13 protein-coding genes and 1 tRNA gene are annotated in these 15,508 nt (G+C 64.6%); 5 read left to right on the top strand and 9 right to left on the bottom strand.

The window, feature by feature from the left end:
- Positions 1 to 166 precede the first annotated feature (166 nt).
- The 4 genes from ACSHT2_RS03830 to ACSHT2_RS03815 all read right to left on the bottom strand — a co-directional run bounded on the left by ACSHT2_RS03830 (position 167) and on the right by ACSHT2_RS03815 (position 5,001).
- On the bottom strand, positions 167 to 793 hold the full coding sequence (locus ACSHT2_RS03830) for a hypothetical protein (RefSeq protein ID WP_440640449.1): 627 nt from the start codon (positions 791 to 793) through the stop codon (positions 167 to 169).
- Positions 794 to 985: 192 nt separating this feature from the next.
- A tRNA-Lys gene (locus ACSHT2_RS03825) sits at positions 986 to 1,061 on the bottom strand.
- A 462-nt stretch (positions 1,062 to 1,523) separates the two neighbouring features.
- Entirely contained in the window at positions 1,524 to 4,190 is a 2,667-nt protein-coding gene (locus ACSHT2_RS03820; RefSeq protein ID WP_440640448.1) for a glycosyltransferase, read from the bottom strand.
- Positions 4,191 to 4,407: 217 nt separating this feature from the next.
- Complete coding sequence (locus tag ACSHT2_RS03815; RefSeq protein ID WP_440640447.1) at positions 4,408 to 5,001, bottom strand: beta-1-3, beta-1-6-glucan biosynthesis protein; 594 nt, start codon at positions 4,999 to 5,001, stop codon at positions 4,408 to 4,410.
- A 330-nt stretch (positions 5,002 to 5,331) separates the two neighbouring features.
- Here ACSHT2_RS03815 and ACSHT2_RS03810 point away from each other — a divergent pair, with 330 nt between their 5' ends.
- Positions 5,332 to 6,891, top strand: a complete 1,560-nt coding sequence (locus ACSHT2_RS03810; protein ID WP_440640446.1) for a glycoside hydrolase family 17 protein — start codon at positions 5,332 to 5,334, stop codon at positions 6,889 to 6,891.
- Here ACSHT2_RS03810 and ACSHT2_RS03805 read toward each other — a convergent pair.
- The 4 genes from ACSHT2_RS03805 to ACSHT2_RS03790 all read right to left on the bottom strand — a co-directional run bounded on the left by ACSHT2_RS03805 (position 6,851) and on the right by ACSHT2_RS03790 (position 9,844).
- A complete protein-coding gene (locus ACSHT2_RS03805; protein WP_124158252.1) occupies positions 6,851 to 7,231 on the bottom strand; it encodes a hypothetical protein in 381 nt (126 codons plus the stop codon). The genes ACSHT2_RS03810 and ACSHT2_RS03805 overlap by 41 nt on opposite strands.
- 96 nt (positions 7,232 to 7,327) lie before the next feature.
- Positions 7,328 to 7,768, bottom strand: a complete 441-nt coding sequence (locus ACSHT2_RS03800) for an MgtC/SapB family protein (protein ID WP_028178747.1) — start codon at positions 7,766 to 7,768, stop codon at positions 7,328 to 7,330.
- A gap of 218 nt (positions 7,769 to 7,986) precedes the next feature.
- The gene (locus ACSHT2_RS03795; RefSeq protein ID WP_440640445.1) at positions 7,987 to 8,262 is read right to left on the bottom strand and encodes a hypothetical protein; all 276 of its coding nucleotides are present in this window, start codon (positions 8,260 to 8,262) and stop codon (positions 7,987 to 7,989) included.
- A gap of 190 nt (positions 8,263 to 8,452) precedes the next feature.
- Entirely contained in the window at positions 8,453 to 9,844 is a 1,392-nt protein-coding gene (locus tag ACSHT2_RS03790; protein WP_440640444.1) for a hypothetical protein, read from the bottom strand.
- A 173-nt stretch (positions 9,845 to 10,017) separates the two neighbouring features.
- Here ACSHT2_RS03790 and glmU point away from each other — a divergent pair, with 173 nt between their 5' ends.
- Positions 10,018 to 11,373, top strand: a complete 1,356-nt coding sequence (gene glmU, locus ACSHT2_RS03785) for a bifunctional UDP-N-acetylglucosamine diphosphorylase/glucosamine-1-phosphate N-acetyltransferase GlmU (RefSeq protein ID WP_440640443.1) — start codon at positions 10,018 to 10,020, stop codon at positions 11,371 to 11,373.
- A 6-nt stretch (positions 11,374 to 11,379) separates the two neighbouring features.
- On the opposite strand, the gene ACSHT2_RS03780 is transcribed toward glmU, so the two are convergent.
- Positions 11,380 to 11,598 (bottom strand): hypothetical protein, encoded by a 219-nt coding sequence (locus ACSHT2_RS03780; RefSeq protein WP_440640442.1) that lies wholly within the window; start codon positions 11,596 to 11,598, stop codon positions 11,380 to 11,382.
- 218 nt (positions 11,599 to 11,816) lie between these two features.
- Between ACSHT2_RS03780 and glmS the strand changes: the two genes are divergently transcribed.
- The 3 genes from glmS (at position 11,817) to ACSHT2_RS03765 (ending at position 15,462) form a co-directional block, all read left to right on the top strand.
- Positions 11,817 to 13,643 (top strand): glutamine--fructose-6-phosphate transaminase (isomerizing), encoded by a 1,827-nt coding sequence (glmS, locus tag ACSHT2_RS03775; protein WP_440640441.1) that lies wholly within the window; start codon positions 11,817 to 11,819, stop codon positions 13,641 to 13,643.
- Positions 13,644 to 13,732: 89 nt separating this feature from the next.
- Positions 13,733 to 14,503 carry a DUF502 domain-containing protein gene (locus tag ACSHT2_RS03770; protein WP_028178752.1) on the top strand — a complete coding sequence of 257 codons (771 nt, stop codon included), beginning with the start codon at positions 13,733 to 13,735 and terminating at the stop codon, positions 14,501 to 14,503.
- Positions 14,504 to 14,604: 101 nt separating this feature from the next.
- A complete protein-coding gene (locus tag ACSHT2_RS03765) occupies positions 14,605 to 15,462 on the top strand; it encodes a DUF1932 domain-containing protein (RefSeq protein ID WP_440640440.1) in 858 nt (285 codons plus the stop codon).
- The last annotated feature ends 46 nt before the right edge of the window (positions 15,463 to 15,508 follow it).

Raw genomic sequence — 15,508 nt, 5'->3', positions numbered from 1 at the left:
TCCTTCGAGGATTGCTCCGATAATCGATCGCGGATCGCAGCGGCGCTGATCGCAACGGGTGATGGATTTGGCAAGAGCTCAACCCATCCTACGGGCTGATCCGCCGGCGCTTTGTACGCGCAGACGAACTTGCCATCGAAGTAAAGTGTCTTTGTGGCCATCGCTATTAGACCACCCAACCAGTAGACTCTCGCTTCAGCATGGCCTCCAACTTGGACTTTACAGCTTCGACGTCATCAACACTTACGCCCATAGCGTCCTCAATTTGCTTCTTGAGCGGCACCATGATCTCATCCCTTAAGGCGTAGATCTCGAGCGCCACGCGGACCATGTGGCCGATTGACAGAGAGTAATATCCTTCTGGAACAACCAGCTTGTATTGGCTGAGAAGGCGCATCGCATTGATTTCCCCGAAACTTGGAAATCGTCCTCCCGGCTCCGTCATACCGACATACAAAATTAGCTGCGCAGGGGTCGTCAGGAACCTCATGTTGTGTTGGAGCACCTGAGCATGAGCGTGCCGCTGTCTCCTTCGTCCTGCCCATGTGAATATCCGCACGGCCGTCCGAGCTACGGCAAAGATTATTCCGATAATGAAGAAGCCAGCGCCCAAGGCGATGGCCAATCGAGCTCCGTCTTCCGCGTAACCATTGAATGCTTCAGGTCGAACGAAGCCCATCCAGATCGCGCCGTAGACGGCCGCGCCCAGGCCTGCACACGACAGGCCCATCCGCCAAGCTAGCGTTGGAAAGCGCTCTACGAAGTCGAGAAACGTCTTGAGTAAGTCACCCATGAAATCGGTCCGCGGCGAATCGATGATTGCAGCGTGACATGCTGGGAAATCTCCTACGGGAGATTGCGTCCTTTCCACCCACTATTCACAAGCGGTCGGAGCTGCGAGTTTTCGGACACGATGCGGACACCGAAATAACAAAGCCAATTAATCGTCCGCTATGCCTACAAGTCACTGAATTATATTAGGACTTGGTGAGCGCGCTGGGGCTCGAACCCAGGACCCCGTGATTAAAAGTCACGTGCTCTACCGGCTGAGCTACGCGCTCCCATGGCCGCTGATGGCTTCGACAGAGATCGCCATCGTGCTCGGACATTCGAGAAGCATGTCTTGCCGCTGCGCTTCTTAAGCTTGCGTCGCGGGGAAAAACCGGCTGTTTCCGGATCATGCTCTCGGCCCGCGCTGTGTAGGGGCAGTGGCTGCGGAGGTCAATAGTGCGGGTGGCTGCCGAAGATCGCGGCAGGAGCGGGGATTCGCTCACTGCTTCCGCTGGTTAGGCCGGGAATTTCAACCTGATTGGCGGCTCGTCGTCCACGCCGAAGAGCGATGAGCTCCTGCGCGAGGGAGGAGGCTGCCGCAAGAGCCGGGCCTTCCATGGTTCGAGACGCCCGCTTTGGCGGGCGCCTCACCATGAGGGTCTGACAGTCTCGCCGCACAATACGGCCTCACCCTGAGGGCCCGCCGCGGGCGGGCGTCTCGAAGGATGGCTGCCGGGCGAGTTTTTCGGCCGTCAGTTCGTCTCCCGTCGCACCTCGCTCGGCACGGTTTGTGGCGCGCCGACGGGGGGCAGGGCGACCGGGCGCAGGCCAATCAACTCGGCGGTGCGGATCGCGCTGTCGCGCCAGAACTGGAACGAGTTGATGCGGCTGAGCTCGAGGATGGCGATGGCGACCGCGGCCAGGAACGGCAGGCTCTGCAGCACCAGCACGCCGGCGAAGATGTAGATCTCGGTGATCTGCCGGAAGCTGTTGGAGGCGACCAGCACGCCGGCGCCGAGCACGAGCAGGGTGCCGATCACGGCCTCCCAGAACGCCTGGAACTCGATCGACATCCGGCTGAGGCCGCCCTTTGAGGTGCGCGCGAACGCGATGTGCTCGGTGATCAGGCCCTGCGCCACCGCGCGCGACACCGTCCACTGCACGCTCATCGCGGCGATCATCGCGCCCAGCATCTGGCCCGGCTTGATCGCGACGCGGGCGCGGTACATCGACAGGAAGTGCGCCAGCGAGACGACGAAAGCGCCGATGATCGGCAGCGTCAGGATCTTGTCGGGAATGGCGATGTCGGCGAAGGCGACGATCGGCACCCAGACGAGGTTGAGCAGCGCCACGACCACGCCGAGGCTTTCGGCACCCAGCCAGTTCAGCCAGCCGAGGCCGTATTCGCGCTTCTGGTCGGAGGTGAGCCGGCTCGCGCCCGGCAGGAAGCGGCGCCAGTGCTTCTTGACGATCTGGAGGCCGCCATAGGCCCAGCGGTGCCGCTGCTTCTTGAAAGCCTCGTAGGTGTCGGGCAACAGGCCTGCGCCATAGCGGGTGTTGGTGTAATGCGTGACCCAGCCAAGCTCCTGGATCGCAAGGCCGAGATCGCTGTCCTCGCAGATCGTGTCGCTCGACCAGCCGCCGGCCATGTCCATCGCGGCGCGGCGGATCAGGCACATCGTGCCGTGTACGATGATGGCGTTGGCCTCGTTGCGCTGGACCATGCCGATGTCGAAGAAGCCGGCATATTCGCCGTTCATGATGTAGTGCATGATCGACAGGTCGCCGTCGCGATGCTCCTGCGGCGCCTGCACGAGGCCGACGCGCGGGTCGGCGAAGGCCGGCACGAGGTCCTTCAGCCAGTCGGGCTCGACGACATAGTCGGCATCGAGGATGCCGATGATCTCGGCATCGGCGGCGGTGCGGTCCATTGCGATGCGCAGCGCGCCGGCCTTGAAGCCCTGCACCTTCTCGGCGTTGATGAACTTGAAGCGTTCACCGAGCGCGCGGCAATGGTCCTGGATCGGCTGCCAGAAGGCGGGATCCGGCGTGTTGTTGATGATGACCACGCATTCGTAGTTCGGATAGTTCAGCCGCGACAGCGCATCCAGCGTCTGCTTGAGCATGTCGACTGGCTCGAAATAAGCGGGGATGTGGATCGAGACCTTCGGATAGTAGTTCTCGGGCACGTTCGCGACCGGCCTGCCCTTGCTGAGCAGGCGCTGCGGCGGCCGGCCGAACGCGACCGCGGCGATCTCGTCGATGCGCGCCATCGCAATGAGAACGAGCGGAACGAGGAGGATCATGCCGAGCGTCAGCGCGAAGGCCGAGCCGAAGATGAAATAATGGCTGTTCCAGAACGCGAACACGGTCGCGGCCCAGGCGCCGACGCCGTTGGCGGTCGCCGACAGCAGGAAGGCCTGTTTCGCGGTCGCTTTCTGAATCCGCAGAATCGGCAGCGACAGCAGGACGCCGACCAGCAGCGCGATGCCCATCAGCTTCCAATAGTCGGGATTCTCCACCGGGCCGGTCCAGGCGAATTTCGGCTCGCGGCTGGCGTTGAGGATGCCCCAATAGGGGCCGACGCCGCCTTCAAAGAATTTCCAGGGCTGATCGATCGCTTCGACGATGTTGTATTCCATGCCGATGGCTTCGGCACGGGTGACGAAGTCGCGGAGGATCAGCGCCTGCTGGAACGGGCCCGGATCGGCATTGCGCAAATTGTAGCCCTGGCTCGGCCAGCCGAACTCGGCGATCACGATGCGCTTGCCGGGGAACAGGTTGCGCAGCAGGTTGTAGCGGTCGACGGCCTGGTCGACCGCCTGGTCCGAGCGGAAGTTTTCCCAGTAGGGCAGCACGTGGGCGGCGATGAAATCGACGTTGGAGGCAAGGTCGGGATTGTCGCGCCAGATGTTCCAGATCTCGCCGGTGGTCACGGGCACGCGGACCGCGCCCTTCACCTTCTTGATCATGTCGATGAGGTCTTCGACCTTCTGCTCGCCGCGGTAGATGACCTCGTTGCCGACGACGACGCCGACGACGTTGCTGTTCTTGCGGGCGAGCTCGATGGCGGCCTTGATCTCGCGCTCGTTGCGATCCTTGTCCTTGTCGATCCAGGCGCCGACGGTGACCTTGAGGCCGAATTCGGCCGCGATCGGCGGCACCAGTTCCACACCGCCCGTGGACGAATAGAGGCGGATCGCGCGCGTCATGGTCGACAGCGTCTTCAGGTCGGCGCGGATTTTCTCGACCGTCGGGATGTTATCGATGTCGGGGTGGGCCGAGCCTTCGAACGGCGCGTAGGAGACGCTCGGCAAAAGGCCCTTGAAATCAGGCGCGGGTTCCTTGTCCCGCAAGACCCCCCACAGCCCCGCGTGGAGCGCGGATACGAGCAACAGAACGGCGGCGACAACGCGCATCGCGGCTAAACCAAAAGGGGCTGAGGTGGCAAGGAAGCGGATCCGACCCCGAGATCCGACCGTGTCCGCGGCAAAGGAAGCATATCTCTGCCACGCAGTTTCACAACTGTCATGGCCTCATGTCCTTATGAGGGCATGGCCTTTTTCGAAAGACGCGTGGCAGTGCCAACCGCGTCTATGGCCGATCGTTCCTGAACGGTAGCTGAAACGATCGCGGCTATTTCGGGGGAGCCGGAGACGGACTTGCCGCAGGCGAGGGGCTCGCGGCCGGCTGCGGTGCCGGCGAATTGCCTGCTGCCGGTGCGGCCGGCTGGGCCGCCGTGGCCGCCGCCTGCTGTGGCTGGGCGGCCGGGTTGATCCAGCACGCCTGCACGCGGCTGTCCAGGGTCTCGGCGACCTTGGGATCGATCTGGCCGCCGAACCGGGTGAGGCAGCGGAAGGCGGCCTGGATGTGGCCACCGGGACAGCCGAAGCGGTCGTAGAGGTCGAGATGGCGGAACGCGGTATCGAGGTCGTCCCGCCACATCAGCCGGACCACGCGCCGGCCGAGCCAGACGCATTCGGGGTTGCCGGCCGGGCCGTTGATGACCTTGGCCGCTTCGGCGAATTCGTCGGTACGGCGCTGGTTCTGGGCGGCTTCCTTGGCGGCGTCGGCCGGCTGGGCGGTGGCCTTGCCCTGGTCGGGGGCCGGTGTGCCGCTCTGGGCGGAGGCGCCGACGACACTGATCAGAACGAGCAAGGAGGAGACGGCCAAGGTGGCGGCGAACTGCCGCAGGACCGCATTTCGTAACTCGAACACCCGTTGCCGCATGAATTCCCCAATATATCCGCTGACCGTCCGCGCCGAGACCTCGCGGACGCGCTAGCTGATGGCGTCCAAATGGGTCTCCAATGCGGCGGAAAATTCCCGTCGAATCCCATGACCTGTATTTCGAATTTTGTCCAGCAAAGTCACGATCCTAGCCCACGGCCGAACGGCCGCAGCGAAATTCCGCAGGGTGAGGAGCGGGTCGGTCGCCTGTTACCCCTTGGCAGAAGGCGTGCGAGCAGGTAATCGACGGACCCTTCGCGGAGGACGGAACCGATTTCTCTTCGTACGCCACTGGCGCTTCTGCTCGTTTCACTGGGTGCGATCGCTGCCGTGTGGTGGTGGCTTGCCACACCGATCACGCTCGCGCGCGCCCCGATCGACCCCGCCGACAAGGTTCAGTGCGTCTCCTACGCGCCGTTCCGCGGCGAGCAGTCGCCGCTTGAGGCATGGACCCATATCGAGGCCGACCAGATCGAGCAGGACCTGCGCCAGCTCAAGCAAATCACCGACTGCGTTCGCACCTATTCGATGGAGAACGGGCTCGACCAGGTGCCGGCGGTCGCTGCCAAGGTCGGCGGGCTGAAAGTGCTCCAGGGCATCTGGCTCTCCAGCAACCGCACCAAGAACTTAGCGCAGGCCGCGCTCGCGGTTCGCCTCACCAAGGAGTTCCCCGACATCATCTCCACGGTGATCGTCGGCAACGAGGTGCTGCTCCGCGGCGAGATGACGACGGCGGACCTCATCTCGATCATCCGCTCGGTGAAGGCGCAGGTCAGCGTGCCCGTCACCTATGCCGATGTCTGGGAGTACTGGCTGAAGAACCGCGAGGTCTATGACGCCGTCGACTTCGTCACGATCCACATCCTGCCCTATTGGGAGGATTTCCCCGTGAAGGCGAAATTCGCCTCCGCCCATGTCGAGTCGATCCGCGAGCGCATGGCGGTGGCGTTTCCCGGCAAGGAGATCCTGATCGGCGAAACCGGCTGGCCGAGCGAGGGCCGTATGCGGGACGGCGCGCTGCCGTCGCGCACCAACCAGGCGCGCGTCGTCTCGGAAATCCTGAGCCTTGCGAAGACGCAGAAGTTTCGCGTCAATCTGATCGAGTCCTACGACCAGCCCTGGAAGCGCAAGCTGGAAGGCACCGTCGGCGGCTATTGGGGCCTGTATGACTCGGTGCGCCGGAGCCTGAAATATCCGCCGGGCGAGCCGATCAGCAATTTCCCTTACTGGAAATGGTACATGGGCGCGGGCATGGGCCTCAGCGTGCTGGTGTTCGCGGTCGCGCTGATCACGCTGCGCCGGCGGCCGTGGACGCCGCGCTTCCCGGCCTGGCTCGGCGTCGGCATCTCGGCGACGACGGCGGGCAGCCTGCTCGGAATCGGCATCGACAAGATGTACTACGAGAGCTACGGCATCGGCGGCTGGCTGCTGTGGGGTGCGCTGCTGCTCGCCGGCATCCTGTCGCCGATCTTCTGCGCGCAGGCGATGGTGATCGGCCGCAGCCTTCCGACCTTCCTCGATCTGCTCGGCCCGCGCGAGGGCCGGAAATGGTCGAAGCTCACCGCCGTGCTCGGCCTGACGCTGGCAGTGACGGCCGTGATCGCGGCGCAGACCGCGCTCGGCTTCGTGTTCGACCCGCGCTACAAGGATTTTCCCTACGCCGCGCTGACGATGGCGGTGGTGCCGTTTGCGCTGCTGACGCTGAACCGGCCGCAGATCGGCCAGCGTCCGATCGCGGAAGCAGTGTTCGCGGGCGCGCTCACGCTTTCGGCCGCCTACGTGCTGGTCAACGAAGGCCGCGACAACTGGCAGTCGCTGTGGACCTGCGCGATCTACCTCTTGCTCGCTCTCACGCTGTGGCGGGCGCGGGCCGAGCAAATCCGAGAATGAACAGGCCGATCGCAAGGCCCGACAGCACGACATTGTAGAGCACGATGCCGAGGCCGGCGGCGACGATGCCGACGGTGAGCAGCACGATCGACGGCCGCATCAGATTCAGCGTTGCCACCACCAGCGCGACGATGCCGAACACCGAATTCTTGAACAGGACGGTCGCGACCGAACGCGCCTTGCAGATCGCAGTCTGCAGGCCGGCGTCGCAGGCAAGCGCGACCGTCGAGAGCTCGATGCCGAGATAGCGCAGGTAACTGGCATAGCCGACGGAGAGGAAGCCGACGACGATCAGGAACTGCACCTGGTAGGGCGTGAGGCGGAAAGGCTTTTTTGTCATGGGCGCAATATGGTCGGGATGGGGCGGACAGGCAACAGGGCAGGCGATGTTTCCGACGATCCGATATGGGGCGGACGTCTCCTGCCGACGCCAGGATTATTTCAACCCCAGCCGGCGCTCGACCCAGCCCAGAACGAACAGCACGAGCAACGTCACCGCGATGGCTGCTCCGACGAGCAGCCAGGCACCCAACGCGCAGGCAATGCCGAGGCCGGCCGCAATCCAGACGGTCGCGGCCGTGGTGAGGCCGTGAACCGTCTTCGCCTTGGCGTCGTGCAGGATGACGCCGGCCCCGATGAAGCCGACGCCGGTCAACACGCCGGCGACGACGCCCTGAATGACCCTGGAGATCGCATCCGGGTGGTCGCGCAGGTTCTGGAACTCGATCACGGAGATCGAAACCAGCGCGGAGCCGAGAGCCACCAGCGCCAGGGTTCGCATTCCCACCGGCTTGTCGTTCATGTCGCGATCGATGCCGATCAGCAGCCCCGTTCCGGCCGCGACGAGAAGCCTCAGAACATCATCCAGTTCGTTCATCGAAATCCACGAGTTCGGAGACGGGGCGACATTTGGATTGCGCCGGCAATGACGGCGAACTTGCTGCGAAAGAGCGGCTCACGTCCAAGCGGCCGTTGGTCGCATGCAAGGTCGAGCGATCATCGGGATCGTGCGGTGCGGGCCGTCTCTGCAGCGCGACGGCGCCGGCCGGGCTGGTCGGCGCCGTCTGCCAGAGTTGACGGTTTGGGCTTACGCCGTCACTTCCTTGTGGTGCTCGAACCCGTGGTGTTCTGCATCTTCTGACCGGGCGCACTTTCCGAGCGGCCCGGTCCAGCGGTGGTGTTGGTCTGATGACCCGGCGCGTATTCGGAGGCGCCGGGACCTGTCGAAGGCTTCGTGGTGTTCTGCATCTGTTGACCGGCGCGTTGCTCGCAGCGCCCGGCGATTTTGTCGTCTGCGCAAGTGCCGAGGACGCCGCGAGAACGGCGGCCGTTGCGATGATGAATGTCTTCACGCGTGTCTCCCTTGGTCATGGAGGCGGGCACGAGCGATTTTGCCTGTCGACCGCTCCGGTTCACGACCGGGATAACTTGGCACTCGGCGGCTGGTTTCCATGACGGGCTGAAAATTGAGTCCGTCGGCGCGCGCGATGGATCTCCGCGCAAACGCGTTCCGCGTTTGTCGCGAGGGAAAACCGCTGCGCACTTTTCCGGATTATGCTCTCTAGCGTCTGAAGAACGACGACAGCGTCGATCCCGCAGACGTAGATGCTGCCTCCGGTTTCGCCGGCGCCGGCGCAGGCTGCGCCGGGGGAGCGGGTGCAGGCTCCTCGCGCTTCGATCGTTTCGATGAGGAATTGCGGCGGCGCTGCGGCTTCTCGGGCTTTGCGCTCGGCGCAGTTTCCGCTTGCGGCACCGCGTCCTGATTCTTCTCCGAGCTCTTCTCTTGAACTCTGTCTTGAGTTTTCTCTTGCGCCTTTTCCTGGCCTTTTTCTTGGCCCTTCTCCTGCCCCTTTTCCTGGCCGCCACGCATCGACAGGCGCTGACCATCGAACACGGTGGTCTCGCAGTGACGGTCGTTCTCGGCGAGGCCCGCGCAGAATTTTGCGGCGACGGCGGCGTTCACCAGCGGGCCGGCCCCTAAGCGAAGCTGCATGCCGAGGCCGGTGGTGCCTTCCTTGATCATGATGATCGGCCGCAACGCCGCGATCTCCGGATGGGACTTGGTCAGGCCGCGCCAGAGCGCGCGCAGGCCGTCGATCGAGTTGGCGCCGCCGAGATCGATCGCAAAACGCGTCTGCTGAACCGCGATCGCAGGGGATTCGTTCTCGGCTGCTTCGGGGGGCTTCGTTGCTGCCGCGACGACTTCGGCCGCGGCGGGCGCCGGCTCGGCCTTCTTCTCGGCAGCCTTCTCAGCGGCCTCCGGTTGAACCAGCTTCGTTGCGGACAAATCCGGCGGCGCCATGAGCGACTTCGACGGCACCAGCGGAATGGCCGGCAGCGCCGAATTCATCGCCGGCGTCTGTTGCACGAGCGAGGCGGCGGCTGCGGTCTGCGGCGGTGGGCTCGGTGCCTCCTTCAGCGATTCCTTCGAAGTATCCTTTGAATCCTTGGCGGCCTCGGTGCGCGGCTTCTCGCTTGCCGGAGTTGGACTGGAGGCGACCGGCGCGACGCTGGGAGCTGCGGGTGCCGGGTCCTGCGGCTTCGCGCCCTGCTGCGGCGTGGCGGTCTGCTTTGCAATGGCGCCGGTGACGGAATCGAGCCCTTGCTCCAGCACGGTGACGCGCGAATAGAGCCGGTCGCGATCCGTGTTCAGCGTCTCGATGGCGGCGGCGAGCCGGCGGGCCTCGTTCTGGCTCTCCTTGGTCAGCATCTGGAGCCGGTCGGCCTGGCGCGCGAGATCGGCGGCAGCAGCCTGGTCGCGCCGCCAGCCGAGCTGGGCCTGGTTGGCCATCACCGCAATGACGACCGCGCCCACGGCCGCTACGCCCCACGAGCCCAGCCGCCACATCATGCGACGATCGAACGGGCTTTCCTCCGCCAAAAGTCCGGAGAACAGCCCGCCGGTCTCCTTGGTGCCGAAGGCATCCGCGAGTGGGTCGGAATCCTTTGCCATGTACGTTAAGTGCCCAGCCCTGTCCGGGCTTCCCCGAATCAATCAGGGAACATTAACAGGAAAAGCGCCTCGCACTTGAATTCCGGGCGTTTGCGGGGGTAGCAAGGCGGTAGCTTCCGAGGGGCTCGCTGCCCGTCACGCCAATTGATTCGGCAATGTCCGACAGGATTTCGATGACCGCCCGTTCCAGCCTCACGATCGTGCTCGCCGCCGGCGAAGGCACGCGCATGCGATCGAGCCTGCCGAAAGTGCTGCATCAAGTGGCGTCCCAGACGCTGCTCGCCCATGTGCTCGCCGCCGCACCCAAGGGAGCCGGCACCTCGCTCGCCGTCGTGATCGGCCCCGACCACCAGGCTGTCGCGGACGAGGCGAAGCGCATCCGCCCTGACGCGCTCACCTTCGTGCAGAGCGAACGCCTTGGCACCGCGCACGCAGTGTTGGCGGCGCGCGAGGCGATCGCGCGCGGCGTGGATGATCTCCTCATCGCCTTCGGCGACACGCCTCTGATCTCGGCCGAGACCTTTGCGCGGCTGCGCGCGCCGCTCGCCAGAGGCGCAGCGATTGCCGCGCTCGGCTTTCGCGCCGCCGATCCGACCGGCTACGGCCGCTTCATCGTCGAGGGCGACCGCCTGGTCGCGATCCGCGAACAAGCCGACGCCAGTGCGGACGAGCGCAGGATCGATCTGTGCAACGCCGGCGTGATGGCGATCGACGGCCGCCGCGCGCTCGAAATCCTCGGGCAAATCGGCAATGCGAATTCCAAGGGCGAATATTATCTGACGGACGCAGTCGAAATCGTCCGCGAAAAGGGATGGGAGTCCGTGGTGATCGAGACCAGCGAGGACGAGGTGCGCGGCATCAACACCAAGGCGCAGCTCGCCGAAGCGGAAGGCGTGATACAGGCGCGCTTGCGCAAAGCGGCGATGGAGGCCGGCGTCACACTGATCGCGCCGGAGACCGTTTATCTCTCCGCAGACACCGTGTTCGGCAAGGACGTGACCATCGAGCCGTTCGTGGTGATCGGCCCCGGCGTGTCGATCGCGGATGGCACCGTGATCCATTCATTCTCGCATATCGTCGAGACCACGCTCGGCAAGAACGTCTCGATCGGTCCCTATGCGCGGCTTCGCCCCGGCACCTCGCTCGGCGACGGCGCGCGCATCGGCAATTTCGTGGAGACCAAGGCGGCGACGCTGGAGGCCGGCGTCAAGGTCAACCATCTCTCCTATATCGGCGATGCCACCATTGGCGCCAACTCCAACATCGGCGCTGGCACCATCACCTGCAACTACGACGGCTTCAAGAAGCACAGGACGGTGATCGGGCAGGGCGCGTTCGTCGGCACCAACTCTTCGCTGGTCGCGCCGGTGACGATCGGCAAGGGCGCCTATATCGGCTCCGGCTCGGTGATCACGAAGGATGTTCCCGACGACGCGATGGCATTGGAGCGCAGCCAGCAGGTCATCAGGGAAGGCGGCGCGGCGCGCTATCGCGAGATGAAGACGGGCGGCAAGAAGCCGGAGAAGTAAGCGGCGCTACTCGTCGTCGGAGAATTCGGAGAAGATGGCGCGGGTCAGGCGCCAGCCGCGCGGCTTGGCGCGCTTCACCGGCTCGCCTTGCGCATGCTTGACGAAGACAGGCTTGCTTTCCTTGCCGCGCTGGGGAGGCGGCCAATGCGCAAGGTGCGTGCCCGTGGTCTCGCTGGCGCGGACGGACATCGATGACAGGCCTTTGCGGTCGGACGAGCCCTTCATGACCTTGTATCTCCTGGGTCAATCGTTGGTCAAATCTGTTGACAACAAGTTAAGGCGCGCGGTTTAAGGCCGGCCAATTCGACGCAGGCGAAGCGCAGATCGCCCGGTGCTGTCTCAATCGGCAATAATTATTGAGTATCTGGTTCCCGGGGAATTTCGCTAAAAACTGAGCGCGTCGTTTAGGCGATTTTTCGACGATTTGGGGGATAGTGATCCGCATGTGCGGGATTGTCGGCATTCTCGGGCGCGAGCCGGTTGCAGAGCAACTGGTGGATTCGCTCAAACGTCTTGAATATCGCGGCTATGATTCCGCGGGCGTCGCAACGCTCGAAGGTGCGCACCTCGAGCGCCGCCGGGCCGAGGGCAAGCTGAAGAATTTGGAGAAGCGGCTGGAAGCCGAGCCTCTGAAGGGCACGACCGGGATCGGTCACACGCGCTGGGCCACTCACGGCAAGCCGACCGTCAACAATGCCCATCCGCACGCGACCGAGCGCGTCGCTGTCGTTCACAACGGCATCATCGAGAATTTCCGCGAGCTGCGCGAGGAGCTCGAGAAGACCGGCACGGTGTTTCACACCGAGACCGACACCGAGATCGTGCTGCATCTCGTCGACGATTTGCTCGCGCGCGGCAACAAGCCGGTCGAAGCCGTCAAGCAGACGCTGGCGCGGCTGCGCGGCGCCTTCGCGCTCGGTTTCATTTTCGCCGGCGACAACGATCTCATGATCGGCGCCCGCAACGGCCCGCCGCTGGCGATCGGTTACGGCGACGGCGAGATGTATCTCGGCTCGGACGCCATCGCGCTCGGCCCGTTCACCGACACGATCAGCTATCTCGAAGACGGCGACTGGGTCGTGCTGACCCGCAAAAGTGCGACGATCTTCGACAAGGACGGCTACACCGTCCAGCGCGACAGGATCAGGCACGCCGCCTCGACCTCGCTGGTCGACAAGGCCAATTACCGCCACTTCATGGCGAAGGAGATCCACGAGCAGCCGGAGGTGGTCGGCCACACGCTGGCGCGCTACGTCGACATGGCGACCGAGCGCGTCGCGCTGCCGGTCAAGCTTCCGTTCGACTTCAAGTCCATCCAGCGCATCAACATCACGGCGTGCGGCACCGCGAGCTATGCCGGCTTCGTCGCGAAGTACTGGTTCGAGCGCTTTGCGCGCGTGCCGGTCGAGGTCGATGTCGCCTCCGAATTCCGCTACCGCGAGGCTCCCTTGCGCAAGGGCGATCTCGCCATCTTCATCTCCCAGTCCGGCGAGACCGCCGACACCCTGGCCGCGCTGCGCTATGCCAAGGCACAAGGCGTGCACACGGTCGCCGTCGTCAACGTGCCGACCTCCACGATCGCGCGCGAGAGCGAGACCGTGCTGCAAACGCTCGCAGGACCGGAGATCGGCGTCGCTTCGACCAAGGCTTTCACCTGCCAGCTCATGGTGCTGGCAAACCTTGCGATTGCGGCCGGCAAGGCGAGAGGCGAATTGTCCGACGAGGACGAGACCAAGCTGGTCCATGGCCTCGTCGAGGTCCCGCGCCTGATGGCAGACGCGCTCACCACCGAGCCCCAGATCGAAAAGCTCGCGCACCGGATCGCCAAGTCGCGCGACGTGCTCTATCTCGGTCGCGGCACCAGCTTCCCGCTGGCGCTCGAAGGCGCGCTGAAGCTGAAGGAGATCTCCTACATCCACGCCGAAGGCTATGCCGCGGGCGAGCTCAAGCACGGGCCGATCGCGCTGATCGACGAGACCATGCCGGTCGTCGTCATCGCGCCCCATGACCGGGTGTTCGAAAAGACCGTCTCCAACATGCAGGAGGTCGCCGCGCGCGGCGGCAACATCATCCTGATGACGGATGCTAAGGGCGCCGCGGAGGCGACTGTCGAGTCCCTCGTCACAATCGTCATGCCCGACATGGCGGCGGCCTTCACGCCGATGGTCTATGCCGTCCCCGTGCAACTGCTCGCCTATCACACGGCTGTCGTCATGGGCACCGACGTCGACCAGCCTCGCAACCTCGCCAAATCGGTGACCGTGGAATAGGCAAAACGGACATCGGTCGGTCGCTTCGTGGTCTTCCAAAACCTGCTAGAAGACCCTAGCTTGTTGCTAGCGACCGACCTGGAACCCGAATGACCCCCCGCGACGACGCGCCTGCGCCTCTTGATCCCGTCCCGGAACCGCATACCGGCCTGATGGGCCGCTTCCGTAATTATTTCCTGACCGGCCTCGTCGTGACGGGACCGATTGCGATCACGCTGTATCTGGTCTGGTGGTTCGTCACCTGGGTCGACGGCGTGGTCCGGCCCTTCGTGCCGCTGGCCTACCGGCCCGAAACCTATCTGCCCTACGTCATTCCCGGCTGGGGACTGGTCGTCGCATTCTTCACGCTGACGCTGGTCGGCTTCCTGGCGGCCAATCTGATCGGCCGGACGCTGGTCGACGTCGGCGAGACGTTTCTGGGCCGGATCCCGGCGGTGCGTGCCATCTATCGCGGCCTGAAGCAGGTGTTCGAGACGCTGTTCTCGGGCAAGGGCTCGAGCTTCCGCAAGGTCGGCCTCGTCGAGTTTCCCTCGCCGGGCATGTGGTCGATCGTGCTGATCTCGCAATCGCCGAACGAGGACATCGCGCGCAGCCTGCCGGGCCAGGAGGAGCACGTCTCGGTGTTCCTGCCGTGCTCGCCGAACCCGACAACCGGCTTCTTCTTCTATGTCCCGAAGAGCAGGATCATCGAGGTCGATCTCAGCACCGAAGACGCCGCGACGCTGATCATGTCGGCCGGCGTGGTGCAGCCGGGCTCGGCACCCGATCCGAAGAAGGCGGCGGCGCTTGCCGGTGTGGCGAATGCCGCGCGCATCGCCAATGCCTCCAAGCTCCAGCCCGAGCCTGCGAAGGCGGAGTAGGGCCATTCCGCGGCGGGATGGCCGCGTTCACGCAGGCGTTTTCGTCATCTGCTAGTCTCCGATTGACCGGGCGCCTCGCTCGGAGCGATTTGGAGTGCACGATGTCCAAGACCATTGCGATCCTCGCGCCCGGTGCCATGGGCAGCGCCGTGGCCCGTCGACTCAACGAACATGGCGCGCGCGTGCTGACCTCCTTGAAGGGACGCAGCGAGGCGACGCTCAAACGCGCGGCAGACGCCGGCATGGTCGGCGCCGAGGACGAGGCGATCGCTGAGGCCGACATCATCCTCTCGATCGTGCCGCCGGGCGAAGCCGTCGCGCTGGCCGAACGCCTGGCGTCGCTGATCGTCCGGCGCGCAAAGAAGCCTGTCGTCGTCGACTGCAACGCCGTCAATGTCGATACGGTGCAAAGGATCGAGGAGATCATCGGCTCGGCGCAGGCACCGTTCGTCGATGCCGGCATCATCGGATTTCCGCCGCAGCCCGGCGGCAAGAGCCCGGCCTTCTACATGTCCGGCGAGCACGCCAAGGAGGTCGCCGTGCTGAAGGACCTTGGCCTCGACGTGCGGATCGTCGAAGGCCCGGTCGGCGCGGCGTCGGCCCTGAAAATGTCGTACGCCGGCATCGTCAAGGGCCTCGCCGGAATCGGCTCGGCCATGGTGATCGCGGCAACGAAGGCGGGTGCCGCTGATGCGCTGCGCGACGAGCTTGCGCTCAGCCAGCCGGCGATCCTGGCGCGGCTCGAAGTGGCGCTGCCCGACATGATCCCGAAAGCCTATCGCTGGGTCGCGGAGATGCGCGAGATTTCCGGCTTCCTAGGCCCGGATCATCCCGCCAGCCAGATCTACGAGGGCTTTGCGCGCTGGTTCGAGCATCTCGCCGAGGATGCGAAAGGCGAGGCGGTGGATGCGGAACTGATGAAGGCATTCGCAGAAAAGAGCGCGAAGAAGCAAGTCTAGCTGTCGGCCTCTCGCAATCGGCTTGCCGTTCCGGCAGGGCAATGGC

The organism is Bradyrhizobium sp. PUT101, assembly GCF_052043945.1.
Classification (GTDB): domain Bacteria; phylum Pseudomonadota; class Alphaproteobacteria; order Rhizobiales; family Xanthobacteraceae; genus Bradyrhizobium.
The sequence above is the reverse complement of the archived record's forward strand: the minus strand, read 5'-3'. Positions and strand labels throughout refer to the sequence as shown.

Bases quoted from the DNA above. Each gene is read 5' to 3' on its own strand.
- ACSHT2_RS03765 (WP_440640440.1), top strand. From the start codon at position 14,605: ATGTCCAAGACCATTGCGATCCTCGCGCCCGGTGCCATGGGCAGCGCC.
- ACSHT2_RS03790 (WP_440640444.1), bottom strand. From the start codon at position 9,844: ATGGCAAAGGATTCCGACCCACTCGCGGATGCCTTCGGCACCAAGGAG.
- ACSHT2_RS03830 (WP_440640449.1), bottom strand. From the start codon at position 793: ATGGGTGACTTACTCAAGACGTTTCTCGACTTCGTAGAGCGCTTTCCA.
- ACSHT2_RS03820 (WP_440640448.1), bottom strand. From the start codon at position 4,190: ATGCGCGTTGTCGCCGCCGTTCTGTTGCTCGTATCCGCGCTCCACGCG.
- ACSHT2_RS03770 (WP_028178752.1), top strand. From the start codon at position 13,733: ATGACCCCCCGCGACGACGCGCCTGCGCCTCTTGATCCCGTCCCGGAA.
- ACSHT2_RS03780 (WP_440640442.1), bottom strand. From the start codon at position 11,598: ATGAAGGGCTCGTCCGACCGCAAAGGCCTGTCATCGATGTCCGTCCGC.
- glmU (WP_440640443.1), top strand. From the start codon at position 10,018: ATGACCGCCCGTTCCAGCCTCACGATCGTGCTCGCCGCCGGCGAAGGC.
- ACSHT2_RS03815 (WP_440640447.1), bottom strand. From the start codon at position 5,001: ATGCGGCAACGGGTGTTCGAGTTACGAAATGCGGTCCTGCGGCAGTTC.
- ACSHT2_RS03795 (WP_440640445.1), bottom strand. From the start codon at position 8,262: ATGACCAAGGGAGACACGCGTGAAGACATTCATCATCGCAACGGCCGC.
- glmS (WP_440640441.1), top strand. From the start codon at position 11,817: ATGTGCGGGATTGTCGGCATTCTCGGGCGCGAGCCGGTTGCAGAGCAA.
- ACSHT2_RS03805 (WP_124158252.1), bottom strand. From the start codon at position 7,231: ATGACAAAAAAGCCTTTCCGCCTCACGCCCTACCAGGTGCAGTTCCTG.
- ACSHT2_RS03800 (WP_028178747.1), bottom strand. From the start codon at position 7,768: ATGAACGAACTGGATGATGTTCTGAGGCTTCTCGTCGCGGCCGGAACG.